At 40.1% G+C, this 25,844-nt stretch carries 18 protein-coding genes; 4 read left to right on the forward strand and 14 right to left on the reverse strand.

Annotation, left to right across the window (positions count from 1 at the left end):
- Nucleotides 1-28: 28 nt before the first annotated feature.
- Together HGJ18_RS12045 and HGJ18_RS12050 are read left to right on the forward strand one after the other, a co-directional pair.
- Complete coding sequence (locus HGJ18_RS12045) at nt 29-1,087, forward strand: Fic family protein (protein WP_253696766.1); 1,059 nt, start codon at nt 29-31, stop codon at nt 1,085-1,087.
- Nucleotides 1,088-1,241: 154 nt separating this feature from the next.
- Nucleotides 1,242-2,450, forward strand: a complete 1,209-nt coding sequence (locus HGJ18_RS12050; protein ID WP_253696767.1) for an ATP-binding protein — start codon at nt 1,242-1,244, stop codon at nt 2,448-2,450.
- 3 nt (nt 2,451-2,453) lie between these two features.
- Here the strand turns inward: HGJ18_RS12050 and HGJ18_RS12055 are convergent, their stop codons facing one another.
- The 3 genes from HGJ18_RS12055 to HGJ18_RS12065 are packed head-to-tail and all read right to left on the reverse strand — an operon-like array spanning nt 2,454 to nt 5,777.
- Nucleotides 2,454-3,080, reverse strand: coding sequence for an ABC transporter ATP-binding protein (locus HGJ18_RS12055; RefSeq protein WP_253696769.1), 627 nt, complete (start codon nt 3,078-3,080; stop codon nt 2,454-2,456).
- A 20-nt stretch (nt 3,081-3,100) separates the two neighbouring features.
- Nucleotides 3,101-4,783, reverse strand: coding sequence for an ABC transporter permease (locus HGJ18_RS12060; RefSeq protein WP_253696770.1), 1,683 nt, complete (start codon nt 4,781-4,783; stop codon nt 3,101-3,103).
- On the reverse strand, nt 4,767-5,777 hold the full coding sequence (locus tag HGJ18_RS12065) for a thiamine ABC transporter substrate-binding protein (protein ID WP_253696772.1): 1,011 nt from the start codon (nt 5,775-5,777) through the stop codon (nt 4,767-4,769). The genes HGJ18_RS12060 and HGJ18_RS12065 overlap by 17 nt, the downstream gene beginning before the upstream one ends.
- Before the next feature lie 485 nt (nt 5,778-6,262).
- Between HGJ18_RS12065 and HGJ18_RS12070 the strand changes: the two genes are divergently transcribed.
- Nucleotides 6,263-8,476 carry a hypothetical protein gene (locus HGJ18_RS12070; RefSeq protein ID WP_253696774.1) on the forward strand — a complete coding sequence of 738 codons (2,214 nt, stop codon included), beginning with the start codon at nt 6,263-6,265 and terminating at the stop codon, nt 8,474-8,476.
- An 87-nt stretch (nt 8,477-8,563) separates the two neighbouring features.
- Here the strand turns inward: HGJ18_RS12070 and HGJ18_RS12075 are convergent, their stop codons facing one another.
- The 10 genes from HGJ18_RS12075 to HGJ18_RS12120 form a co-directional block, all read right to left on the reverse strand.
- A complete protein-coding gene (locus HGJ18_RS12075) occupies nt 8,564-10,324 on the reverse strand; it encodes an FAD-binding oxidoreductase (protein WP_253696776.1) in 1,761 nt (586 codons plus the stop codon).
- Between the two features lie 60 nt (nt 10,325-10,384).
- Nucleotides 10,385-12,487, reverse strand: coding sequence for a methyl-accepting chemotaxis protein (locus HGJ18_RS12080; RefSeq protein ID WP_253696778.1), 2,103 nt, complete (start codon nt 12,485-12,487; stop codon nt 10,385-10,387).
- Nucleotides 12,488-12,759: 272 nt separating this feature from the next.
- Nucleotides 12,760-13,470 carry a DNA-binding domain-containing protein gene (locus HGJ18_RS12085; protein ID WP_253696780.1) on the reverse strand — a complete coding sequence of 237 codons (711 nt, stop codon included), beginning with the start codon at nt 13,468-13,470 and terminating at the stop codon, nt 12,760-12,762.
- A 365-nt stretch (nt 13,471-13,835) separates the two neighbouring features.
- Nucleotides 13,836-15,395, reverse strand: coding sequence for an FGGY-family carbohydrate kinase (locus HGJ18_RS12090; RefSeq protein WP_253696788.1), 1,560 nt, complete (start codon nt 15,393-15,395; stop codon nt 13,836-13,838).
- Complete coding sequence (locus HGJ18_RS12095) at nt 15,392-15,748, reverse strand: DUF1667 domain-containing protein (RefSeq protein ID WP_253696789.1); 357 nt, start codon at nt 15,746-15,748, stop codon at nt 15,392-15,394. The genes HGJ18_RS12090 and HGJ18_RS12095 overlap by 4 nt, the downstream gene beginning before the upstream one ends.
- Complete coding sequence (locus HGJ18_RS12100) at nt 15,738-17,111, reverse strand: NAD(P)/FAD-dependent oxidoreductase (protein WP_253696791.1); 1,374 nt, start codon at nt 17,109-17,111, stop codon at nt 15,738-15,740. The genes HGJ18_RS12095 and HGJ18_RS12100 overlap by 11 nt, the downstream gene beginning before the upstream one ends.
- Nucleotides 17,108-18,862, reverse strand: coding sequence for an NAD(P)/FAD-dependent oxidoreductase (locus HGJ18_RS12105; protein WP_253696792.1), 1,755 nt, complete (start codon nt 18,860-18,862; stop codon nt 17,108-17,110). The genes HGJ18_RS12100 and HGJ18_RS12105 overlap by 4 nt, the downstream gene beginning before the upstream one ends.
- A complete protein-coding gene (locus HGJ18_RS12110; protein WP_253696796.1) occupies nt 18,826-19,575 on the reverse strand; it encodes a FadR/GntR family transcriptional regulator in 750 nt (249 codons plus the stop codon). Before HGJ18_RS12110 ends, HGJ18_RS12105 begins: the two co-directional genes overlap by 37 nt.
- Nucleotides 19,576-19,737: 162 nt before the next feature.
- Entirely contained in the window at nt 19,738-20,025 is a 288-nt protein-coding gene (locus tag HGJ18_RS12905) for a CC/Se motif family (seleno)protein (RefSeq protein ID WP_366793170.1), read from the reverse strand.
- 10 nt (nt 20,026-20,035) lie between these two features.
- Nucleotides 20,036-21,409, reverse strand: a complete 1,374-nt coding sequence (locus tag HGJ18_RS12120; protein WP_253696798.1) for an L-cystine transporter — start codon at nt 21,407-21,409, stop codon at nt 20,036-20,038.
- A gap of 293 nt (nt 21,410-21,702) precedes the next feature.
- Between HGJ18_RS12120 and HGJ18_RS12125 the strand changes: the two genes are divergently transcribed.
- Nucleotides 21,703-23,310: a bifunctional aspartate carbamoyltransferase catalytic subunit/aspartate carbamoyltransferase regulatory subunit gene (locus tag HGJ18_RS12125; RefSeq protein ID WP_253696799.1), complete on the forward strand. Its 1,608-nt coding sequence runs from the start codon at nt 21,703-21,705 to the stop codon at nt 23,308-23,310.
- Here HGJ18_RS12125 and HGJ18_RS12130 read toward each other — a convergent pair.
- A complete protein-coding gene (locus HGJ18_RS12130) occupies nt 23,307-25,712 on the reverse strand; it encodes an EAL domain-containing protein (protein WP_253696801.1) in 2,406 nt (801 codons plus the stop codon). The two genes, HGJ18_RS12125 and HGJ18_RS12130, sit on opposite strands and share 4 nt — an antisense overlap.
- Between the last annotated feature and the right edge of the window lie 132 nt (nt 25,713-25,844).

Here is a 25,844-nt window from a genome sequence, read left to right on the forward strand (position 1 = left end):
ATATAATTTTTATGTAGAAAGGCGGCTTATGAGAAAATTCGATTATTCTTTTTTAAAAAATGCTCTGCTTCCTGCAGGGCTTTTGAATATTTCTTCAGGAATTGCAGACCTTAAAAATGAGGCAAAACACAGAAAACAAGATTATGTAAAAGTTTTTACGGAACTTGAAGCAGTTGCAAGAATTCAATCTATCAAAAGCTCAAATGCAATCGAAGGTATTGTTACAAGCGATGAAAGAATAAATGCTATTGTAAATCAAAACAGTGCTCCTCTTAATCATGATGAGGCCGAAATTGCAGGTTATCGAGATTCTCTTGCCGCTATTCATTCAGCCTATGAAAATATTGATTTTACGGTTAAAGATATCTTGGCCCTTCATAAAATTTTAATGTCTTCGGCCGGATATGAATACGGCGGCCGGTTTAAAAATTTTAATAATTCTATAATTGAAGTAGATGCAGAGGGCAATAGAAAAATCAGATTTCAGCCTATATCTGCTGAAGAAACACCTATGGCAATGGAACAATTGGAGCTTGCTTATCTTTCTGCACGGGATGACAGCGCTATTAATCAGTTATTATTGATACCATGTGTCATTCTCGATTTTTTATGCATTCACCCTTTTAAAGATGGAAACGGAAGAATGTCAAGGTTATTATCCTTGCTTTTGTTATATAAAAACGGATATGATACGAGTAAATATGTTTCTTTTGAGGAGCAGATAAATAATTATAAATCCTACTATTATGATTCTCTAAAAAAATCTTCATATTATTGGCATGAAAATAAAAATGACTATATCCCTTTTATCGAGAACTTTTTGTCCACCCTTTATCGATGTTATAAAGAACTTGATAAGCGGTTTGCCGTTCTGAACGGAAAAAAAGTTACAAAAACGGCTAGAGTTGAAGCCTGTGTTTTAAACAGCCTTACCCCAATTTCAAAATCTGAAATATGCAAAATTCATCCCGATATTAGCCCCACAACCGTTGAGGCTGTCTTAGGCACTATGTTAAGGGATGGATTAATCAAAATTATCGGCAGCGGCCGATCTTCAAAATATATAAGAAATAAAGCCGTCCTATAATTTCGATTATAATAGAAATTATAACAAAAATACCCACATCTTTCGACTATAATCGAAATTATAATAGAAAATACTCATTTTATCGATTATAATCGAAATTCTTCTTGATTTTATCTTACATTTCGATTATAATCGAATTAGAAGAGGTAAGGGAATGAGCTATATTGTAAGATCACGCTATATGGAAAAAATCCGGCAGTTTATCGATAAGCCCATTATTAAGGTACTATCCGGTATGAGACGGGTTGGAAAATCAACTATTTTACTGCTCATAAAAGATGAGGTTTTTAGCCATATACCCGATAAAAATAAAATTTATCTTAATTTTGAATCCATAGAGCTTTTTACGGTAAATAAGGCCGAAGTTTTGATTGAATACCTCAAGCCATTGATCAAGGACTTAACCGGAAGAATATATTTTTTCTTTGATGAAATACAGTTTGTAGAAAATTGGGAGCAGGTTATAAACGGACTGCGGGTTGATTTGGATTGCGATATTTATCTTACAGGCTCAAATTCCGGCTTGCTTTCAGGAGATCTTGCAAGTCTACTGGCCGGAAGATATGTGGAATTTGAAATTCAACCTTTTAGTTTTGGGGAATTTATAAAATGCTTTGACGGTAAGCCGCTTTCTAGGGAAGATTTGTTTTTCGCCTTTGTTAAAACAGGCGGGATGCCTTTTTTGAAGTATTTTAATTTGGAGGAAATCCCGTCTTTTAAATACTTAAATGATGTTTATAATACCGTTTTGGTTAAAGATGTTTTACAGTACAATAATATAAGGGATGTGGATATTTTTAACCGTATTTTGGATTATGCAATGGAAAACATAGGGCACACTTTTTCTGCAAACAGTATAAAAAATTATTTTAAAAATGAAAATAGAAATGTTTCGGCAGATACGGTGCTTAATTATTTGGATTATTGCAGTAAAGCCTTTATCATAAAAAAGGTGCCACGCTACGATACTGCGGGAAAAAAGGTACTTAAAATCGACGAAAAATACTATCTGACGGATCACGGGTTTAGGCAGGCACGAGGATTCTCCAATATGAAAGATATCGAAAGAGTGCTCGAAAATATTGTTTATATTGAACTTCGTTCCAGAGGCTATGAGGTTACAATAGGCAAGGTAAAAGACAAAGAAATCGACTTTATAGCAAAAAGGGAAAACGATGTTTATTATTATCAAGTCGCTTATAAAATGGGAGATGAATCTACAAGGGAAAGAGAATTCGGTGTTTATAAGGCAATCAAGGATAACTTTCCCAAATATGTACTCTCCTTGGATTCTATGGATTTTAGTCAGGATGGAATTATCCACAAAAACATAATAGATTTTCTACTTGAATACGGAGCCTAAACTCTAGCCCATGTAGAGTACATCATCGGCAAGGGCTGCAGCCTCGTCTTTGTCGTGGGTAACATAAACGGCTGTGTAGCCCAAACTCTCCTGCTTGGCTCTTAATTCTTTACGCAAGTTCAGGCGAAGGTCTGCATCGAGGGCTGAAAGGGGTTCATCAAAGAGGATGAGAGCGGGTTTTACTGCAAGACTCCGTGCAAGAGAAACCCTTTGTTTTTCTCCGCCCGAAAGAAGATCCGTTTTGCGTTTTTGTAAGGCTTCCAAATGAAAAAGCTCGACGAGGGGGGCAATGGCCTTTCGGGCTTCCTTTTTGGACATGCCTTGGGAGACCAAGCCGTAGAAAATATTTTCTTCAACATTGAGATGAGGAAAGAGGGCGTAGTCCTGAAAGACCATTCCGATCCCGCGTTTGCCGGGAGGAGTGTGATTGATATTTTTTCCGTCCAAAATAATTTCTCCCGAATCCTGAGGGACAAGGCCTGCGATTATTTTTAAAACCGTTGTTTTGCCGCAGCCTGAAGGCCCGAGGAGGGCAAGAGCTTTTCCTTTTTTTAATTCAAAAGAAATGGAAATATCTTTTTCGGTAAAATGTTTTTTTATGTTTTTAAGCTGTAAAAATGCCTTTTCCATTTGGTTCTCCTTAAATTATTTTAAGTTTCTTTCTCCTGTAAAAAGAAAACAAAGCCGGTCATAAGGCTTAAGACGACTGCAACTGCAGAAGATTCTACAAAACGATATGAAGAAGCATAATCGAAGATCAGCAGGGCAAGGTTATTAAACCGCGGTATGTTTAAAACTATTGGTAAGGAAGTATCTCCCGCACTTATGGCAAAGACAAAGGCCAAGGCGGAAAAAATGCCCTTCTTGCACATGGGTACTATCACCTTAAAAAAGGCCGTTTTTTTGTCCGGTGAAAACAAGACTGCCGCATTGATAATATTTTGAGGAATACGTAAAAGCGAGGTCTGTATCTGGGTCCATGCAAAGGGCCACGCAAGGGAGCTTTGTGCAAAGATTAAAATGAGTTCCGTTCCGTTGGGTCTTAACAAGAGCCAGCCGAAGCCCAGCATTACCGATGAAACTGCCAAGGGCAGATAGGGAACCGCATATATTTTTCTCCGGTTATAAAAGACGGTAATGTATGCAAAGAACAAAGAAGCTATGAGGCTTACAAGGGCTGTAAGAATGCCGATTTTGATGCTTGTCCAAAGAGCCGTCCAAAAGGTTCGGGATAAAAAAATATTTTTCCATGCCTTAAAATAAAAGAATTTGTCAAAGATAGAAGTGTAATTTACATTATATGTAGAATGTAAAAAAATAGAAAACAAGGGTGCTATTAAAAAAAGAATAATTATAAAAATCGTAAAGCTAAAAAAGGTTTTTTGTCCAAAGCCTTTTATTGCAGTCCTCTCCCTTATCCCCTTTAGGTTTTCATTTTGTACTCTCATTTTTTTTTGCAGGTTAGAATAGATGAGGATTAAAATTAAGGCCGCGGAGATTTCGGTGAGGGCTATCTTTGCGGCAAGGTTCATATCCAATTTTGTGCGGGCTGCTTTGTAAAGTTCTACCTCTAAGGTGGTAAGGGCAAGGCCTCCGAAAAGCAGGATTATTATAAAACTAAAAAAGCAAAAAAGGAAGATCAACAAAAAGGAAACGGCTATAGAATTTAAAAGAGCCGGAAAGGTTATGGTCTTAAAGATTCTAAATTTACTTGCCCCTAAAAGGAGGGCTGCATTAGGTTCGTCTTCGCTTAAACGTTCCCAGACTTGAGAAATTGTTTTCATCGCAAGGGGAAAGTTGTAAAAGCCGTGGATTATAATTACTCCCGTCATCGAAAACACAAAATTGACAGGCGGTTCGTCTTGGTTTAATAAGCTCTTTAAAAAAGAATTGAGGATTCCGTTATTCCCGAAAAAAATTATAAAGGAAAGGGCAACGATTATTGCAGGCACGCAGAGGGGAACGCTCGACAGAGCCATTAAAAATTTTCTACCCCGAAAGTTTTTTCTTGCACAAAAATAAGCGGCAGCAAAGCCTACCGCACAGGCAAGAGCTGAGGAAAAAAAGGCCTGAGAAACCGTAAAGGCTGCAATCCTAAAAATCTGCGAAAAATCAAAAGAGCTTTTTACTCCCGTAATATGCGAAAAGTCAAAGCGTGAAGAAAATAAGGGAACAAAGCTTAAAATCAGCGGAAGAAAAAAAGAAAGCAGTACAAGAAAAAAGATAAGGCCGCCGAGCGGTAAAACAAGGCGGTCTAGCTTTGATAGGCCGCTTGGCCGAGAAACTCGGTCAGGCCGAGTATCTCGGCCTTTCTGTTTATTTTTGTAAAACATTGATTACGGCATTTACCGATTCGGTTTGATCTTCTGAAGGAATACGCAAAACTTTTGCAGGTTTGGGAACATCCTTATAAGAAGCAGGAAGGGCAAGCCCCTTGATGACAGGATACATAAACTGGGTTTCGGGAAGAAGGCTTTGAGCTTCTTCCGTCAGCATAAAGTCTATAAATTCCTTTGCTCCTTTAGTATTAGCTGCATTGGCGGCAATACCCATGCCTTCAATTTGAATAATATGCCCTTCTTCAAAAATCAATGGTTGAAATCGGTTTGTTTTGTCATATAAAACATGGGAGGCAAGGCTGCTTGTGTAAGAAATGGCTATGGGAGCTTCTCCGGCTGTAAAATATCCGTAGCCCGTACTCCACTTGGGAGCCATGGCAAAGATATTCGGTTTGAGGGCCTTCCAAAAGTCTAGGTAATTATCTCCAAATACAGCCTTTGTCCAAGCGGCCAAGCCAAGCCCCGTTGTGCTGGAACTCGGATCTAAAATAACAATCTTTTTTGTATAAGCAGGCTCGGTCAGCTCTTTTAAAGATGTGGGCTTTTTGATTTTAGCTTTTGTGTCGAACATAAAGGCAAAATAGCCGTAGTCGAAGGGTGTTAAAAGCCAGTCATCGGCAATAAGAACTTCCGAATCTATCTTGTCTGCGGCCGTAGGTTTGTAGGCTTTTAAAACTTTTGCTTTGCGGGCTTTTTCGATAAGGTGGTTATCTATACCGATGAGGACATCCGCTGTAGAGGCCTTACCTTCCAGTATGATTCTGTTTAAAACGCCTTCTTTGCAGATAACGTACTCAACTTCTTTGCCCGTTTTTGCCTTAAAGAGTTCGGCAATTTTCGGACCGGGGCCGTAGTCGGCAGCAAAGGATTTTGTCGTGTAAACTACAACCTTTGTTTCGTCAGATTCTTTTGCACCGCCTGCAAAAAGAGCGGCACAACCGATAATTAAAAAAGAGAAAATTAAAATAGAGCGTAAATGATTTTTCATATGCTCCCTCCGCCGGTATTATCCGGATCAGGTAATAGGGCATCCGTGCGGACAGCCCTTTGCGGGTATGTTCTCAGCTTGTAAAAGCACCCCGGCAATATGAGTTTAGCATAAGGAAAAGAAAAATTCAATAGGCGGACAAAAATACAAATATTTGTTATACGAACTTTCCGGAGTAGACAAAAACTTAAAAATAGCTTATGCTTTTTAAAACTTAGATTAAGGAGATTTATTAATGAATAGAAGATTGTTTAATTTTTTTGTGATCGGTACTCTTTGTGCTGTGATTTTTAGTGCCTGCGGTCATAAGCCGAATTTAGACGGGGGGGGGTACTCATTTAATTACTCCTAAACCTGTAAAAGTTACTTGGACTGTTACCGGAGATGGTGCAGAAAACCCAAAAGCTTCTGTACTAAAATCAACAAACTCAGGATGGTTTCGTCTATCATTAGGTGATGAAGTCTATACCGGAACTGAACTTTTTATGTTTGCAGAGAATGATGATAATGAAAAACCGTATTTTATTGACAGAGATAAAACAAAGATAAACGGTAAAAACGTAGCAGAGTTGGGCAAAGCTATTGCGTATTTTAGGAACGATGGCTGGATCAAATATACTATTCCCCAAGATACAAAAGCGGTACATATAGAATTTGTGCTTGAAAAAGCTGAAAAGCGGCAAATCGAATGGAAGAGCAAAAATCCTGCGGAAGGTAAAGTAAAAAGATGGAAAGAAAAAGATCCATCCAATAATCCTATATATGATAGTGAATCAAGCGGTGATTTTTTTGAAGGACAATCACTACGCTTTGATGCTTTCCCAAAAACAGGAAAGATTGTTAAAAACTGGTATATAAACGGCAATGCTCAGAACAATACTGGGACTAAATTTTGGTATAATGTTCAAAAGGCAGATCTTGTTGAGGGCAAAATCCTGATAGAAGCCGAATTCGGAGATAAGGAAACAGAGATACCTGTTTATTGGAAGAGCTTGGATGAAACAAAGGGAACTGTCTATGCCGGACGGCAAATCAATGGGCGATGGACAAATTTCACCTCAGGTGATAAATTTGAAGAAGGGTATTTCTTTTATGTCAATGCTGAAGTAGAACCCGGCTTTATCTCGGATAAATGGTATATAAACGGAAAAGAAGTTTCTGCTACAAATATTAATCAGCTTAGATATACAGTAGCGTCAAAGGACATAAAGGACGGCAAAATAGAGATAAGTGTCAGTTTTAAAGAAGCTCCGAAAATTAAGGTAGAATGGTCTGTAGATGAGACGGACAAGGGAAGTATTAGGGCAGAACAGCTTATAAACAATAAATGGACTGAGGTTCAATCGGGAAATCTTTTTGGTCAAAGCTCAGAGATCCGTGTTATCGTAGAGCCTAAAGAAGGCTTTGCTCCCGATACATGGTATATTAAAGGAAATCAGGCTGAGGAATGGACTAAGGGAGAACTTGAGTTTTGGTATGAAGTCGATATTAATGACATAGTAAACGGCAGTATCAAGATAAGCCATAAGTTTAAGACAGCCGAAAAAATCGATATGGAATTCCTTACAGAAGGAAACGGAAAAATAAGTGTGCATAATTCAAAAACCGGAGAGCCTATTACCGGCACTCAAATATACGAGGGTACGGAGCTGAGAATAAAGGCTTCTCCCTTTTTAGGCTCCAAGGTTAAACAATTTGAGTTTAATGGTGAAAAAATATATGATATTGCTAATTGGGGAAATGGAGTTTACTTCATAGATTATACTGTAAAAGGAAAAGATAAGAATAAAGATACGGGTAAAATTACCATAAAAGCTATTTTTGAAACCGATCCTGATGCCCCTCAAGGTACCATACCTGTAGAATTCGCTGTTGAGTCAGGCCATGAAGGAAACGGTACAATTATTGCAAAATTCAAAAATAAAGAATTTGCAAGCGGTTATAAATTTAATGAGGGAAATGGGATTAATTTTTATGCCCTCCCCAAGGCTGGCTATCAAGCTAAATGGTTTGTAAATGGAAATGAGCATCGTACAGGTAATAGCATTTGGTTACGTGTAGGTAATTCGTTTATTGGAGGAGACGGAAACGTATCCATAAAGGTTCAATTTGCTCCTGCTAATCCCGTAAAGATTAATTTCAGTACGGAAGGACAGGGATCAGTAAAAGCCGAAAAGCTTATGGGAGGCGAATGGCTTACTATCAAATCCGGTGATACGGTTTATGAAGGAACGGATATTTCTTTTGAGATTGAAGAAGCCGGCAGCAATATGGCCGATTGGCTTATCAACGGTAAAGAAGCCGTTGATGAAATAGATTGGGGCGGCTCCCTACATTTTAATATAACGGACTATAACGAAAGCGGTTTGTGTACAGTTAAGGCTTCATTTAGAGAAGCTAAAACCTACCCTGTTTCTTTTAAGATTGCAGTAGGCGGAGAGGGGAAGGGAGACCTTTCAATTAGGTACCGGGATATAGTAACAGAAGAATGGATAACCTCACAAGAGCAAAATATAACTGTTAGAGAAGGTTCAAGCGAGTTAAGGTTTATGGTCAGCTTAAATAACGGTGCACAGGTCGAAAAATGGACTATAAACGGAGAAGACAAAACTGGTAGAAAGTCTTTTTGGTTTGGAGTCCTTCATAAATCTAGACTAAGGGGTAAAGACAAGTTGGAAGTTGTCGTGCACCTAAAATAAAAAGACTTAATTAAAAAAGCCGGTTGGACATGCAATGTCTAATCGGCTTTTTTGTATACAGTTTTTTTGAGTAAACTTTATAAGCTGCTAAAAATTTTCCTCCCAAGTTTTTCCGGCGTATTTAGGTTTTCTCTTTTGGTCTTCCGTCATATCGAGGCCAAGGGTACCGCCCGGATTCATTATATTGTTCGGGTCGAAGTGTTTTTTTAGAGCCTTAAAGATTTCAAAGTTGGTTTGTCCTATGGATTCTTCTACCCAAGCTGCCGTCATCTTGCCGACACCGTGGTGGTGGCTCATGGCCGCTCCTGCCTTCATTATATTATCGAAGATGCCGTACTGGTATTCCACATATTCTTCCTTGTTTTTAAAAAGGCCTATAAAGATAAAGTACAGGTTTGCCCCTTGCGGATAGGCATGGGAAAGATGGGTCATGCATACCGTGTGAGGGCGGGATTTTGCAAATCTTCTTACCTCTTCGTGAACTTTCGGCATCATATCCCATGTTACGCTGCATTCCATCGTGTCTATTATTACTCCATAATCTTGTAATGATTCCCTTAGATACGGATCCGTAAAGCGGCCGTGCTCCCAGCCGTCTACAGGCTTGCCCGTTAAGAAAAGTCCGCCGTTTTGTTTACATATCCGCTTTACCTTTTTGTAAAGCTGCTTTGAAAATTCTTTAGCACCCTCGCTCCAGCCTAAAAAGAGGCAGCGTTTCATCGGCTTATATCCCATGAGGTTCATCGCAGTTTCGGCTATGGTGCCTTCAACTCCGTAAAGCTTTAAAGCCATGTCGGTTTCTTCCGCATCCGAAAGTCTAAACACCGAGGGAAAACCCGATTCGTTTTGCATAATCTCGCGGCAGGCTTTCATTCCGTCTTCCCAAGTTTTAAATATAAAGCTGAACTTTTTGCGGGTTTCCGGCCTGTATTTAAAAAACCGCAAGGTAACATTTGTAAGAATTCCAAAAGAGCCCTCGCTCCCCATCATAAGCTCGTCTATGTCCGGTCCGACCGCATGGGCGGGAAGCCCGTAGCTTTTAACGATGCCCGCAGGAGTTACGTATGTTTGTTGAAAAACTATGTCTTTTATGTTTCCGTAGTATGTGGAATTTTGTCCTGCTCCGCGGGTAACTACCCATCCTCCCACGGAGGAATATTCAAATGATTGCGGGAAGTGTCCGCAAGTGTAGGCCATCTTTGCATCGAATTCTTTTTGAGCATTGTTTAAGTGAGCTTCAAGTTGGGGCCCCGACATTCCGGCTTGAACCGTAATTGTCTGGTCAGTTTCGTTAAAGGCTAAAACCTTGTTAAAGTTTTTACGCATATCGAGGGATATGCCGCCCCTTACTGCCTCAACGCCTCTGGTAACGGAAGAACCGCCTCCGTACACATAGAGGGGAATTTTGTGCTCATTCGCATATTTTACGAGCTTAACTATTTGGTCATGGCTTGAAGGGTATACTACAACATCGGCGATGTTTTCAAGGATGCCCTCACGGAGGCGGTAGGCATCGTACATGGTTTTTCCGTAAGCAACCGATACCCTGTCCTTTACGGCCGTGCTGACATCCGCCTCTCCGAAAATTTCTTTTAAGGCCTCAATATGTTTTTGGTCAAGGTTTACGGGAAGGCTTTCAGGCAATGCTTCAAGTCCTTCAAAACGCTTTTGTTTAAAAATCTCGTCCCCTATTCCGAAGACCGTTTTCATATATTTATAAAGTCTTTCGTTAGGCTCCTTAAATTCATTTGGGTCTCCCCACTTCGCAGCTTCTCTAAAAGAGTCCTTTGGAGGCGGTACCTGTTCCCAAACCGGTTTAAAATCCTTGTACTCATATCTTTTTCCCATAAGTCTATTCTTCCTTTATAAAGCTATATTAAACCTATTTGAAAAATAATGCAAGTCAAATTACACCTTGAAATTTCCTACCTCTTTAGAAAGGTTTTCAATGCTGTGTTTATTCTTTTGACTTATTGCGTTTACTTCTTGTACGGCATTGCTGATTTGCACGGCACCGGAAGCCATCTCATTCATACTGTCGGTGATGACGCGCGTAAGCTCATCGAGCTTTTGCATTTCTTGTGCAACATTTTCGCCGCCGCGAAGCATTTCGGCAGAGCCGTCGTTTACTTGGTTGGTTACCATGTTGATGTCGCGGATAGCGGTGAGTACTTCCTTACTGCCGTTTTCCTGTTCATGCATGGCTTCCATCAGGTTTTGGCTCATCATTTTTACCTGCTCGGAAAGGGCGAAAATGGCATTGAACTTTTCTTCTGCCGTTTTTGAAGAGGCAGAAAGAGCCTCAATCTCGCCCGAAAGAACTTTTAGGGTCGCCGTGATTGTTTTGCCTTGAGTGCTTGATTCTTCTGCGAGCTTACGGATTTCGTCGGCAACAACGGCAAAACCTTTGCCCGCTTCTCCTGCGTGGGCGGCTTCTATGGCGGCGTTCATTGCGAGCAAGTTGGTCTGGCTGGCGATGTGCTGAATAACGCTTGAAGCCTCCAATAGACCGCCGGACTCTTCTGCAATGCGCTGGGTTGCGCTGTTTGCACTGGTTACCGTTTCCTTACCCTCGGCGGTAGCACTTGCAAGATCTTTTACTACATTGTTTGTTTTACCCAAAGTTTGAGTGATTGAAGCGATATTGCCGACCATCTGCTCGATAGCTGAAGAAGACTCGGCAACGGAAGCTGCTTGATTTTCGATACTGCCGTTAAGCTGTTTTATTGTGCGGATAATTTCTTCTACTGTTGCAGCCGTTTCGGTAACACTTGCAGCTTGGGTCAAAGCCTGCTGTTTGACACCGTCGATGTTGGCACTTATTTGGTGTACGGCACTGGCGGTTTCGGTCATATTGGAAGCAAGCTCGTTGCCGATATTTTCCATATCGATGCTGTTAAGACTTACTTGCTTAATCGACGAACCTATTTTGGAAATGGTTTCATTGAAGTATTCCGATAAATCGGTTACTTCGTCATTGCCGTGTACGGGAAGACGAACGGTAAGGTCTCCTTCGCCTTGGGCAATGTCCTTTAAAGCGTTTACAACAACTTTTATCGGCTTTATCATTTGGCGGGTAACAAAGAAAACGATAACCAAACCGGCGGCTAAAATAATTAACCCGATGATAATCATTTTAAGGTGCAGTTCATCAACCGTATTCATAAATTCTTCAACGGGTGCTTTAATGATAACCTTCCAACGAGTAGTTTTCATTGCGGCATAAGAAGCGATGAAGGATTCGCCTTTATAAGTATAGTATCCGATTTCGCTTTTATCGGTTGCAAGGGCATGTTCCAAGAATTTACTTAAAGAAGCAAGACTTTTTTCTTTTTTGCCTTCTTCTATCATATTCAGCTGTTTTTCTACGGCTTCAAAATTTTTATGGGCAATCGTAGTTCCTGTCAAACCGAGAATATAACATTCTCCCGTTTTTCCGACTACAATATCACTGATGTCGTTGGAAAGTTCTTTTGCAGCAATATCTGCTCCCAATACGCCTATTATATTTTTGTTGTCATCATAAACAGGCAAAGAAAATGTTATGAATAATTTATTATCTGCCGTTTCGTCGACATACGGCTCTGATGCATCTCTTTTTCCCTGCATCGCATCTTTAAACCATTCTTTGTTGGAATAATTATCGCTGGTACCGTCAGAATAGTATTGGATACCATCCGTATCAACAAGATATAACTCTTCCAGAATAGAATTAAATTTTGCTTCATTGATGAGAATATCCATTTTTTGTTGATAAGAAACCGATGCATCCCGAATTTGAGGTATTCGTGCAATACCTTCCAAAACCTGAAAAAAGGTATTAACGCGTCCGTCGATAATTTCAGCCGTATCGGTTGCCTTGTCGATAAGGTGTGTCGCTACCTTTTCGGTTATGGCTTTACGTGCGGTACGTACCGCTATGAGGGCAAGAGTAAATCCGACTGCAAGAATAAGCAGTCCGAATACAATCATCAGTTTGTTGCGCATTGAAAAACGTTTTATTTTGTTCATGTTAAAAAAAATCTCCTTTTGTGTAATGTGTAATCAAATTACCTGCTATCTATTACACATTTTAGTTTAAAGAATGAACCTTTTATCCTTATCGGAGTGAAGAGTTCACTCTTATGTGTGTGAACAGCTCATTATTATGTGTGTGAGCGGCTCATCCTTATGGGAGTGAGCCGCTCATCCTTGTCGGAGTGAGCCGCTCATCCTTGTCGGAGTGAGCTTCTCATCCTTATATGTATGAGCTTCTCACTCTTACAGGTGTGAACCGGCCGTATTTATATTGTCCGTGTAAGCGGTTTTGTAAATCTTCCGATTTTAGCTTTTTTAAGGGGCTTGCCGCCTACAGTATATTTTGTTCGAACTTCTACATACCGGTTACCTGCCGGTAAATCTGCAGGGATTATTGCCATAAGGCGGGCGGGCTTGTTCTCGGCGATTACCGTTGCCCGTATCGCTTCTCCCGTTTCGGCTACAAAGAAAATGCCTTGAGATTCGTCTTTTTGGTCAAACTTGAGACGGGAACCGACCAGCTGCACAATGCCTCCTGCGGTAAGCACCTCGTTTACCTTGCCGGAAACGAGGTCGGTAACTTCAGTGATGTAGGGATTTGTATCTGCCGCTTCGGTTTTTTCGCACTTGATTTTGGCTGCAGCATCTTTAAGAAGCGGCCCTGCCGTAAGATTTAAGTTTACCGAGTGGCGTTTTTTGTCGAAGCTGTCGGTTGCCCCATTGAACACGCCCGATATGCTTAAAGAGGTATTCATCAGAGGCGTGTTGACGGCCGCTCCGTCTTTGATAAGAGCACTTACCACCTCGCCGTAAATTTGCAAGGCAGCCTTTGTGTCCGCCTTGGTCAGAGTTGAACCTTTTTCCATCATAAGGTCAATGATCTCGTCTAAAGAAAACGAACGCACATCGGCTGTTTGTGCCATGTAGTCGTTTTCATCCGGTGTGAGAAGATTCTCACGAAGTGCGTATTTTAACATACAGTCCTCCTAAAAAGTTTTTTATATTTAACCGCAAAGGCAGCAAAGAAATTCGAGGATGCGTTTGTAAAAATCCTTTTTTGAAATAGGCGAGGCAAGTACGAGGCACAAGAAAAACTTGCTGCAGCTTGGAACCGGCGGTATCCGTGCCGCTTCTGATACGTTGAGGATTAATTTTTTCGCAGTAACGCAGTAATTGTCCGCTGTCCAAAAAATTCGGGGGGGGGGGTAGTATACATATTTTTTTTATTTTGTCTAGTAGTTTTTGAATAAAAGTCCAACTTTTTTTCTAATAAAATACCGTGTTGTATCATGGTCAATATTATAGGGTAAAAGAGCGGAGCTGTCAAGGGAAAATTTCTTTCTTACCCGTTCATCTTTTTTGTTTCGGGATAATTTGTTACTCTTTGTATATCCTTATAAATATCTTTTAGTGCAGGATATATTTTTTTGTATACGCTGAAAAGGCCGTCATAAAGGGTGCGGTGTTCAGGGTTCGGTGTAAATTCCTTTTCGTATAAAACCATTTCCTTTACGGCATCTTTGATTGAAGCATACTCTCCGATTCCTGCAGCGGTTATGATTGCGGCTCCTAGGGAAGAAGCTTCCGGTGTTTTTCCCCGTACAAGGGGACGGTTTAAAATGTCTGCGGTAATTTGACAGATTGCATTGCTTTGAGAGGCTCCCCCTGAGGCTGCAACTTTTTCGCATCTTAAATTTCCTTTTGCTTCGATTAATTCCAAACCTTCACGCAAGGAGTAGGCAAGGCCTTCGATTATAGCCCTGTATAAGTCTTCTCTTCCGTGCACATCGCCGAAGCCTATGATGCTCCCTTTTGCATATCGGTCAAAGATACTCGCTCCCCAATAAGGCTGTAGCATGAGGCCCCTTCCGCCCGGAGGCGAGGCATGTAAAAGTTTATCCAAAATAACTTCAGGGATGATGCCCTTAGATTCGGCTGCCTTACATTCTTCCTTGCCCAATTCTTCTTTAAACCAGCTTATCATCCAATAACCTCGGAATATTTCCAATTCCGAAAGCCATGTATCGGGGAGAATGCCGCAGTAGGCAGGAAAGAGTTTTTTATATTCAAAGTATTTTTTTGAGCAGACTTCGATTGTGGCCGTTGTACCGAAACTTAAAGAAGCCATGGAAGAATCTGTTACGCCTGCCCCTATGGTTTCGCAAGCCTTGTCGCTTCCGCAGGCAACAAGGGGAATGCCTTGCGGGAGTCCCAATTCTTTTGAAACTTCGTCCGTTAAAGTGCCGATTATTTTTCCGCTTTCTATAAGGTCATGCCTTTTTTCGTTTTCTAAGGGCATGAGAGTTTCTTCAATCGAATATTTTTTTGCCCATGTTCTTTTTCGGTTTACAAAAGGAATGTAGCCTACCATCGAAGAAACGGCATCGCAAGCCTTTCCTGTCAGTTTATAAATAAACCAACCTGAAAGAAAAAACATCTTCCATGTTTTGTCCCAGATTTCAGGTTCGTTTTCTCTAAACCAGTTTATCTTACAATTTGACTGAACTGTAACTATAGAATCATAAACTCCCGCAGCATGAAAGGCCGTGCGTATAAGGCGGTTGGGATGATAGGGGCCTCTGGCTGTTCTGTTGTCGAGCCATACGATTGCAGGCCTCAGCACATTTCCGTCCTTGCCGACAAGAACCGTTGTAACCCTCATTGAAGATACGCCCATTCCGGCAATATTTTCAAAGTGAAGAGGCTCTTTTTCTTTAAGACCGGCAAGGCCTTCTTTTAGAGCATTCCAGTAAACTTTTACATCTTGTTCGGCCCATGCAGGTTGAGGGCTTGTATGAGGTTTATATGGAATGCGGTTTGCCGCCAAGATATTTCCCTTTAAGTCAAAGAGCATTGTACGCAAACTTTGGGTTCCGCAATCGACCGTTAAGATGGTTTTCATAGGGAGCCTCCTGCTGCGATTAAATCTGCCCCGCTTTCGGCAAAATTTTTTACGATTATGTCGCCGGGCCTTTTTGAAGTTTCCGCTTTAAGCTTGCGGATAAGATGCATGTATTCTGAAAAGTTTTTTAAGGGAACTTCTACGCTTGTTTTTACGGGGAGTCTAGGGAAGCCTTCCACTGAAGAGGCTATCGTGCTTGTAAGAATTCTCATCGGGCAGACGGCTTCCGATTTTCCGTAGGAAAGGCCCTTGGGGCATTTATTCCCGGAAACGCTGATGTTTTCATTTTCGATTTTTACGCTCAAGCGGCAGCCTCTGGGGCAGGCTGTACAGATAAGGCTTTTAGTTTCCATTATCGGCCTCCTTTTTTTCCGATGAAGTTTCGATGCCTTTTTGTGGAGATTCGCTTAAAACTATTTCAAGCTTTTCGGCTCCTCTTAATTTTTCGCAAGGTAAAATAAAGCGTTCCATTTCAGGAGGTTTAAGCTCTTCGTATTTTCGTTCAAAGACGGTTTTGCCGTCTGCTTTTAAACTTAGGCGAGTGTTTTGTATTTCTTCTGCGGCTCTAAAATAAAAGATAATAGAGCCCTCTGCTTCAGTGTCGATTTTTTGCGGAACAACATAGAGAATTTTTCCGATGATATTTAAAGGCAAAAGTTTTTTAGTCTTTGCACTTATCTTTAACGATAAAAGTTTTTCAGCCCCGGTCCTCATCTTTAAAGCAAAATCGGCGGCTGCTTCTCCTGCGATTTCTCCCGACTCGGAAACATAATCGACAAGGTCGTTTACATGCAGGGCATTTCCGCAAGAAAAGAGCCCCGCAGCTTCCGTGTGCATAAACTGGTCAACGATGGGACCCTTTGTTCTTCCGTCTATAGGAACATTTAAGCTTGACAGTATATCGTTCTCTGGGATAAGGCCTACGCTTAAAATCAGGGTATCGCAGAGGATTCTTTTTTCGGTTCCTCCAATCGGCTGCTTCATGTTTTTATCTATTTGGGCAATTTTTACAGCTTCTACCCTTTCCCTGCCCTCAACTTCGGTAACCGTCGCGGATAGATGGAGAGGAATGCCGTAGTCGTCAAGGCATTGCACGATATTTCGGCTGAGGCCTGAGGGTGTGGGCTTAATTTCGTATACCCCCTCTACATGAGCCCCCTCAAGAGTGAGGCGGCGGGCCATTATAAGGCCTATGTCTCCCGAACCTAAGATTACGCATTTTTTCCCGGGCATAAACCCGTGCAGGTTTATGAGGGCTTGTGCCTGTCCTGCCGTAAAAATACCTGCGGGCCTTTCCCCGTGAATGTTTACCTGCCTGTCTGTTCTTTCGCGGCAGCCCATAGCTGCAACAAGACTCTTTGCCTTTAGCTCAAAAATTCCGTATTCAGGATTTGTAAATTCCATGCAGAATAAATCATTTTCTTTTTTTAGCTTGGTTAAAAAGGTAAAAAGAAAAATATCTATATTTTCTTTTGCTTCTGCCATTTCTTTATACCGCCACGCATATTCGGGTCCGGTTAATCGCTCTTTAAAACGGATTAGACCGAAGCCGTCATGAATGCACTGTTTTAAGATGCCGCCTATCTGCCCCTCTCTTTCGATAAGGGCAATTTTCAGTTTAGGATTTTTTTCTGAGGCAGCCAGAGCCGCGGACATTCCTGCAGGGCCTCCGCCTATAACGATAACATCATAATCGGTAAATGCAAGTGGTTTCATTTTTCGCCTCCGCTAAAGGCTTCAAACTTTTCTATCGGCTGAACAATCTCGGAACCCTCGCCCTTCTTTGTAAGCTTTTCTATCGGGATGCCTTTTTCTTCCGCAATAATTTTTAAAATATGGGGAGTACAAAAGCCTCCATGACATCTGCCGGCTCCGGCTCTTACTCTTCTTTTAACGGCATCAAGGGTAAATACATTTAGGGGATTGTTGACCGCATCCCTTATTTCGCCTTCGCTGACCTGTTCGCAGCGGCAGATGATTTTTCCGTATTGGGGATTTTTTTCGATTAGAGCCTGCCTTTCATTAGTTTCCATTTCGGAAACGGGTTTCATAGCCTTTCGGACGGGTGAAAAATTTTCTTTTAAACTTACATCTATTTTTTTCTTTAAAATTGAAACGGAAATCTTTACGATGTCCTCCGCAATGGCCGGAGCGGAAGCAAAGCCCGGGGACTGAATTCCTGCAGCGTGTACCAAGTTATCGACTCGCTCTGAAGCTTCGACGATAAAATCTTCTTCCCATGTGCAGGCCCTTGTTCCGCTGTAGTAGGTTATTATGTCTGAAGGCGAAACTTTTGAATTAAGCTTTAAGTGTTTTTTTATTTCTTCAAGGGCTTCAGGTTTTGTAGAAAAGTCCTCCCTATCCATAACTTCTACGGCATTAGGGCCTATTAAAAGATTGCCTTCAACGCAGGGCATGATGCCGCCTCCCTTTGAGTGCCCCTTGCGCAGCCTTAAAAGACTCGGCATGGCGGAGCTTGTTTTTTGTAAACCGTTTAGTTTCTTATCGAGAATAGCATCCGTTCCCTTGCGTGCATGTATCGAAAAAAATCTGTCGCCTGCAAGGCCTGCAACCTTGTCGGCCCAAACCCCGGCGGCATTTATAAGAAGTTTTGTCCGGCAAATGCCGCGGTTGGTTATAAGTTCGGTAATAGCTCTTCCTTCTTTTTTGATGCCGATAAGGGCAGTGTTAAAAAAGAACTCGGCTCCGTTTTCGCAAGCATTTTCTGCATAACAAATAGTAACCTTCATGGGCGAAGCGACTCCCGCCGAGGGAAGCCAAAAGCCGCCGTAGTTTTTATCGGTCATAAATGGGTCTATTTTTTTTACTGCTTCTCGGGAGCGGTAGCCGTAATCTCCGTCCGCCATGTTGAGGCGGCATCTTCTTTTCATTAGGGGAGTGAGCAATTTTAAAATAGGATGGTGAAAAAGAAAAAAACTTCCGCAGCGGTTTATTTCAAAGCCCAGCTCTTCTGAAACCTTTGTGTACATTCTATTCCCGCGGGTGTTAAGCTTTCCCTTTATTTTTTTAGGATTATCTGCAAAGCCCGGATGAATCATTCCGTCATTGTGTCCCGAAGCCTGCATCGCAACATCGCTTTCTTTTTCAAAAAGGGCTATTTTTAAATCGTAGCGGGATAGTTCGCGGGCAATAGAACAGCCTATTACTCCTCCGCCTATAATTACCGCATCAAAATCCCTGCCCTCTAAAAGAGAATCCTTGATTTTGGGCAAATGCATAGGTTCTTCGCCCCGGCCGTTTATAGTTAAATCGTTTACAACCCCCTTAAAACCGCAGCGGGCAGCCGCATAACCTGCGTCCATTCTTTCTTCCATTGAAGAAACATCGCCTTCTAAAACAACGGATTTTATATCAAGGGAAATTTTAACCTTTTCGCTGAGATTAAGCCGTTTTAATTTTTTTTGTAAACTTAAGAGCTTTTTATTAAAATCTTCTTTTTGCTGCATAGATCCGTATCCCTATATGTCTCGGGCTGAGTTAATTTTATCATTATTTTTATGGAATCTTCTTCGTCCGCCTCGATGAGGGCATTAAAAAAAAGCTGTTTGTATTCAGGGATACTATCTGCATAGGAGAGATTTTCACATAAAAATTGTTTAAATTGGTGCTTATAAATTTCTTCTGCAGTTTCAAAGCTTAGTAGAAAAATAGGATTGTCCGATAAATCTATTAAGGTACGGTAAAATTCAAAGTCTTCTATCGCTGAAATTTCAATATTCTCAGGTTGAGAAAAGTGTATTTTATTTTTTAAAGGTAGAAAAAAATGGAAGCGTTCTTTTACCGATAATTTTGAAATTCGGTTTGTAAGTTTTTTTATAATGTGAGTTAAAATAAGCTGCCTAAATTCAACAAGGCCGGCTTCAATCTTTTCGGGTTCCGATATCTGTTTGTTCCGATAAAGCTCGGTTAAAAGCCTCATCGATATGGAGGAACTAAGGTCGTTTACAATGCATCCGTGACGCGGACGCATTGTTATGAGCCCCTTGGATTGAAGAATCAGCAGAGCTTCATGTACTACAGGCCTTGATACATCAAAGCGCTCTGCAAGATCTCTTTCAGAAGGAAGATATTCTCCGGCTGAAAATAAGCCGGTTAAAATTTCATCTTGAATAATCGATGCGATTTTTTCTTTTTTTAAACTCTGTTCCTCCGGTTCCATAACATACTCCAGATATTTTGTAAGACTTGTGGTCTTACCACCACCATGTTAACATAGAGGCTGAAATTTGTCAAGTTTTATTTGCGGAATCTTAGAAAAATAAAAAAAGCGGCAGAGACCGCAAGATCTTTCTGCCGCTTTAATTAGTTCTCGGTAAATTCTTTAAAAGACGATACCTTCGACGATTAGTTTTTCGGAGAATAGCACTTTCTTGTATTTTACAAAAAGAGTATCGTTTGATGCATTGATTTTATTTTTTACATAAACATCAATATCTCCCGACTTTACCAATTTGAATTCTTCCTTATCTTTTTTGGGCTCTACCGGTGACACGACCGGCTGGGGTTCTCCCACGCCTCAGGAAGCGCAGCCTATAAGGTCAATAGTTATGGCTTTAGAATCGATTTTTTTTAAATAATCCAAAACTTTGTCATCAATATTTATTGTCATAAATCACTCCTTATTCAACAATGATTTCTTTTCTGTTATAAATTGCCTCATCCAACTCGCCTGTTCTTTTTGCTGCAATTACGCCTGAAAGAAGAGAATCGCTTACGTTTAAGGCTGTTCGTCCCATGTCGATGAGGGGTTCAATAGCAACAAGAAGACCGGCAAGAGTTATCGGAAGTCCCATTGAGGATAGAACTATGATTGCTGCAAATGTTGCTCCGCCTCCTACACCAACGATTCCGAAACTGCCCAAGGCTGTAATTACGATAAGCTTTACAAGGAAGACGGGTGCCAATGGATTGATTCCTAAAGTGGGTGCAATCATAACAGCCAACATTGCGGGATAAATTCCTGCACAACCGTTTTGTCCGATACTTGTACCCAAACTTCCGGCAAGGTTAGCGATACCTTCCGGAACTCCTAAGTTGTTTACTTGGTTTGAAACAGTCAGAGGAAGAGTGCCTGCGGAAGACCTTGATGTAAATGCAAACATAAGGTTTGAAACACTTTTCTTAAAGAAGGTTATGGGGTTTAATCCTGCTGTAAGCAAGTATAATCCGTGTACAACAAACATTATGATAATTGCAATATAGCTTGCTCCTATAAATCCGATAAGCCTTAAAATTTCAGAGAAATTTGAGGTTGAGGTGATATTAATCATAAGAGCTAAAACTCCGTAAGGCGTAATGCGGAGAACCATTCGTACAAGCCTCATTACTACATCGGAGCAAGAATTAAGCCATTTAATAAATACGTCTGCACTGTCGGGATTGCTTCTTTTTAAGAATAAGGCTGCAAAGCCAAGCATTGCCGAGAAGAAAACCGTAGCTAAGGTTGCATTTGAGCCTTGACCTGAAAATGCGTAGAAAGGATTGGTTGGGATGATTTCAAGAATTTGCTGCTGAATAGGTTTTGCTTCGAAGTCATGAAGTCTACCTTCCATTGCCTTTCCTCTTGCAATTTCACTTTCACCGGCTGTAAGATTTTCTGCCGATAAGCCGAACGCAGAAGTTGTAAGAGCTCCCACAAGTGCTGCGATTGCAACAGTGATTACAAGAACAGCTAAAATTCTTCCGGCTGCTTTTCCGATGTTTTGTTTTTGTGTAGCAATTGATTTTGTAATGCTTACAATGATTAGAGGATAAACAATCATTCTAAGCAATCTTACATAACCGCTTCCTACTAAAGTAATCCAGCTCATAGCCTTTTTTATCAGAGCCGAATCTTTAACGGTAAGCTGTAGTATTGCCCCAAAGATGATACCTACAACAAGAGCTGTAACTACGCGTACATTAAAGCTCATGTTAAGTTTTTTCATGTATCTGATTCCATACATGAGTAACAACGCTGCGGCTACAATGCCGCATACCCAAATTATATCCATCTAAGACTCCTAATATAGTGGTATTTTATAATCGGCACTCTTTTATCATAATATAAGATTTTTTACTAGATGGGGTAAAATAAAAATCAATAAAAAAAGTCTATTGACAGCTTTTTTATTTTTTGATAAAATCCTTTTAGATATGAGGCATTAAGTCTATATCTTCATGGAGGGGCCAAGATGATTTATTCCTTAATTACTATAAGCTGCAAATTTTGCCTCCCTCGTTTATTTTGATAACATCGGTTTTTCCGATGTTTTTTTTTGCATTTTTGTTTTAACAGGAGTTTAAAATGGAAAACAAATTTATGGGGCGTTCATTGACGGTTATCGATGACTTATCGATCGATGAAAGAAAATACCTTTTTGACAAGACAAAGCGCTTAAAAAAAGCCATTCAAGAAGATGATCAGAAGGTTATGGATGAATTTAGAATTAACGACAAAGATTTCGGTATTTATGAGGTTTTTTTGGAACCCAGTACCCGCACAAAGGAATCATTTAGAAATGCAGCCAAATTTCATCAGGTAAAATTAAGCGATTTAGCCGCTGAATCTTCCTCTTTTAACAAGGGAGAAAGCTATGCCGACACCTTTAATACTCTTGCCGGATATCAAAACAGCATTTTTATCGTACGCAGCAAGGTAGAGGGGGTATGCCGCTGGCTTGAAGATGAGGCTCAAGCCTTTTATCAAAGAAATAACTTAAAAAGAAAGCCTGCCTTTATAAACGCCGGAGACGGAAAGCATGAGCATCCTACTCAGGAGCTGCTTGACGAATTTACCTTTATCGAAGATAATAACTGGTCATTCGACAAGATTCACATAGCCTTAGTAGGTGACTTGTACCACGGAAGAACTGTACACTCAAAGGCCGACGGTCTTAAAATCTTTAAGTCCGTAAAGGTTGACCTTATAGCTCCTGCCGAACTTGCTATGCCTGAATATTACAAGGTCAGGATGCAGGAAAACGGCTTTACCGTAAGGGAATTTTCTTCGATAGAGGAATATCTGAGACAAGCCGATGTAGCGCTTATTTGGTACTTTACCCGCCCCCAGCTTGAAAGAATGGGTGAGCAGGTTTTAAAAAAGCAAGACGAGCTCCGCCGCTCCATAACTTTCCGAAAAGAATTTATCGAAAAACTTCCCGAAAATACCCGCTTCTATCATCCCCTTCCAAGACACCGCGTACATCCGACTATTCCCACTTTTTTGGATGCAACCCCCCTTAACGGTTGGGAAAGACAGTCCATAAACGGAATGTACGTAAGAATGGTTCTTCTTTCGATGATTGCAGGTAAAATAGGTAATGACTATAAGGGGCCTGAACCTAAATCTTGTGAACGTGTCGAAGATGAAGACTACATAGTTGAAGTTCCCATAAATAATTCCAAAGAAAGCAAGGTTGAAACCTTTTCCGAAGGTGTACGCCCCATACAAAACGGAATAGTTATTGACCATATTTGCCGAGGAGATAAGCCCTCAGTAATAAGACATCACATGTCCAAGATTATCAACGTTATGGGACTTGAAGAAGGTAAGGGCGGCGAATGGGTGTCCACTTCTACAAAAGATAAGGGGACTTTCAAGGGAATTATTTTCCGACCGGGAGAGTATAAGTTTTCAAGGGCGGATTTAAAGAGGCTGTCTGCCGTTGCTTCGAGCTGCACCCTTAACCTAATAAAAGACGGAAAAATTCAGTCAAAGTATAGGACGCACCTTCCTCCGCGTATTTATAATTTTGAAGACTTAATTTGCAAGAACGAGGCCTGTATTTCACATCCGGCACAATCCGAAGGCGTCCCCGCCATTTTTTACCGCACTATAGACAATAGATATGCCTGCCAATATTGCGGAACAATCCATACCTTTAAAGAAATATGGGGCGAAAAAAAGAACTAAAATCTATATCCGTTCCTATCGTTTTGAAGCTTTATAGCTTCTGCGATAGGAATAGGCTTTTGAAAAGCATATCCCTGCCCGTAATCGACACCTATATCTTTTAAGATTGAAACTATTTTCTCGTTCTCAGCATATTCGCCTATTGTGTAAAGACCTAAGTGGTGGCACATATCTCTCATGGTCTTAACCATAGAAAAATCTATGTAGTCTTTATCTATGGACTTTATAAAAGACCCGTCAATTTTTACGTAATCTATGGGAAGCGTTTTTAAATAAGGGAAAGAAGAAAAGCCTTTTCCAAAATCGTCCAATGAAAAAGAGAATCCTTGTTTTCTTAATTCGGTAACAAATGTTGATGTTGCTTCCAAGTTTCTTACCGCACAGCTTTCCGTTATTTCAAAGCAGAAGTTATGAGCCGGTACATTCAATGTTTTACGGCTCTCAGCTATAAATTCTACAAGGTCATTTGAAAAAAACGAGTCTGCCGAAATATTAATTGAAAATATTGCATCTTCGTTTAAGTCCCCTTTACTTGTAGCTTCTGCAAAAAAGGCAAAAGCATTTCTTATAACCCATTTATCTACTTCATATATGAGATTATATCTTTCGGCTATAGGAATAAAGACATCCGGCATAATAATATTATCATCATTAGTTTTAAGCCTTATTAAAATTTCATACTTGGGATGGTGAAGAAAATCATTTAAAGGCATAATTGCCTGTGCGTATAAAACAAAACTATCTTCTTTAATAGCCTTTTGGATTGTATTTAACCAAAACGAAATATTCCCTCTGGAGAAGCCTGCTATTCCTGAAGACAACAAAAGTTCGTAACATCCTCCTCCTTTTCTAAAGGCTATAGAGCAAGCATCATATGCATTCGATATTATTTCTTGAGAGCTCTGAGGTATTTTAGGAATATTTACAATGCCGACACTTATGGAAATAGTCAATTTTTTTTCGTTCCAAGTAAAGTATTCACTATTTATTTTATCTATAAGGGTTTGTGTAAACCTGCATACTTCTTCCTCGTTTCCAAAATAAAAGATTGAAAATTCGTCCCCTATGAGATGCATAAAAGAGTCTTCGGAAATATTAAATGATTTTATATGGGCTAAAATCATAGAATATATGTGCTGTATTAGGGCATTTCCTGCATAATAGCCCCAAAGCTGGTTTATAGTTTTAAACTTATCTATATCCAAATATAAGAGATAGACTTCTTCATCGGAATCCATATTTATAATTATGTTATCTATTTTTTGAGTCAGGGTATTGGAATTTAGGGTAAAATTTGCACCCTCCTGAAGATTCCATTTTGCATTTCTCACTACGGAATTAAAACTCTTTGCAATTCTTGCAAGTTCGTGATTTTGCCTATCTAAAAAATCAAACTTAAGAAGCTCATTGTTTTTTGCAGCTTTCTCAAGTCTGTTTGTAATAGTTTCTATGGGCGAAGCTACTCTCTTTGCAATCAGGAAAGATAGAATACTTACGAAGACAATAAAGATACATGCAAATAATATTGCTCTAATTTTTAGACCGTTTATAGGACGATAGAAATCCGATGCCGGTATTGTAAAGCCGACCGTCCAGCCGGTAGTTTCTGATTGCGCAAAGTAAAAGGACCTTTCAACTCCGTCATAATCTTTTACTATGGGTAAACTTCTGTTATAGCCGTCGTCTATTTTTAATTTGGCTATATGTTCTATAAAATCTATACCGCCCTCAATATTATAAACCTCCGTAAAATTATCAAGATTAAATTGATATTTTTCATTAGGATGAGATAATATGCGGTAATCTTTTCCTATTAAAAAAGCATAACCCCCGTCTTCATTTTTAAATTTTTCTATAAGGGATAAAAGCTCGTTTATCCTTATTTCTCCTAAAAATATTCCATCAACTCCGCTTTTTGTGGTAAATTGCTTTATAACCGAGAAGGCGATTGTATCGGGTCTTGAGCTTATGCTGTGATACGGGTTGGTTATGATTGTTTCTTTGGTGCTCTTTGCTTCAATGTACCAAGGTCTTTTCCGAGGATCATAAAATGCCGGAGGAACCCAATTTTGACCGTTTGCAAAAACACCTGTTTCGTAAAATACCGCATAATCGGTTTCAGGATTGAGTCTATTCAAGTTTGCCAAAAATGAGGTACATTTTTCATAATCGGTAATGTCCATATAAATCAGGGTATCTATGGTTTGCTCTATAACGGTTTTTTTTTCAATAAGCCATTCGTCTATCTCTTGGGCTATAAGTTTAGCCTTTAATTTATTCTTATTGTTGAGATTTGTTGAAAAAATATTTGCTGCATAAAAAAAGTTGAGAAATACGGAAATAATTATAAGAGCACTAAATACTATTGCATTTGAGAGAATAATTTTCTGCTTTAATCTCATGCCTCCCTCCTTCAACCGGATGCTAAAATTTGTGCATAAATCTATATAATTGAGTTAAAATAGATATGCTGTATTGTTCTTGATGAAGTATAACTAAATTTCAAACTAAAAGTTACTGATTTTTCTTTATTA

The sequence above is a fragment of the Treponema denticola genome, assembly GCF_024181405.1.
Taxonomy (GTDB): Bacteria; Spirochaetota; Spirochaetia; order Treponematales; family Treponemataceae; genus Treponema_B; species Treponema_B denticola_D.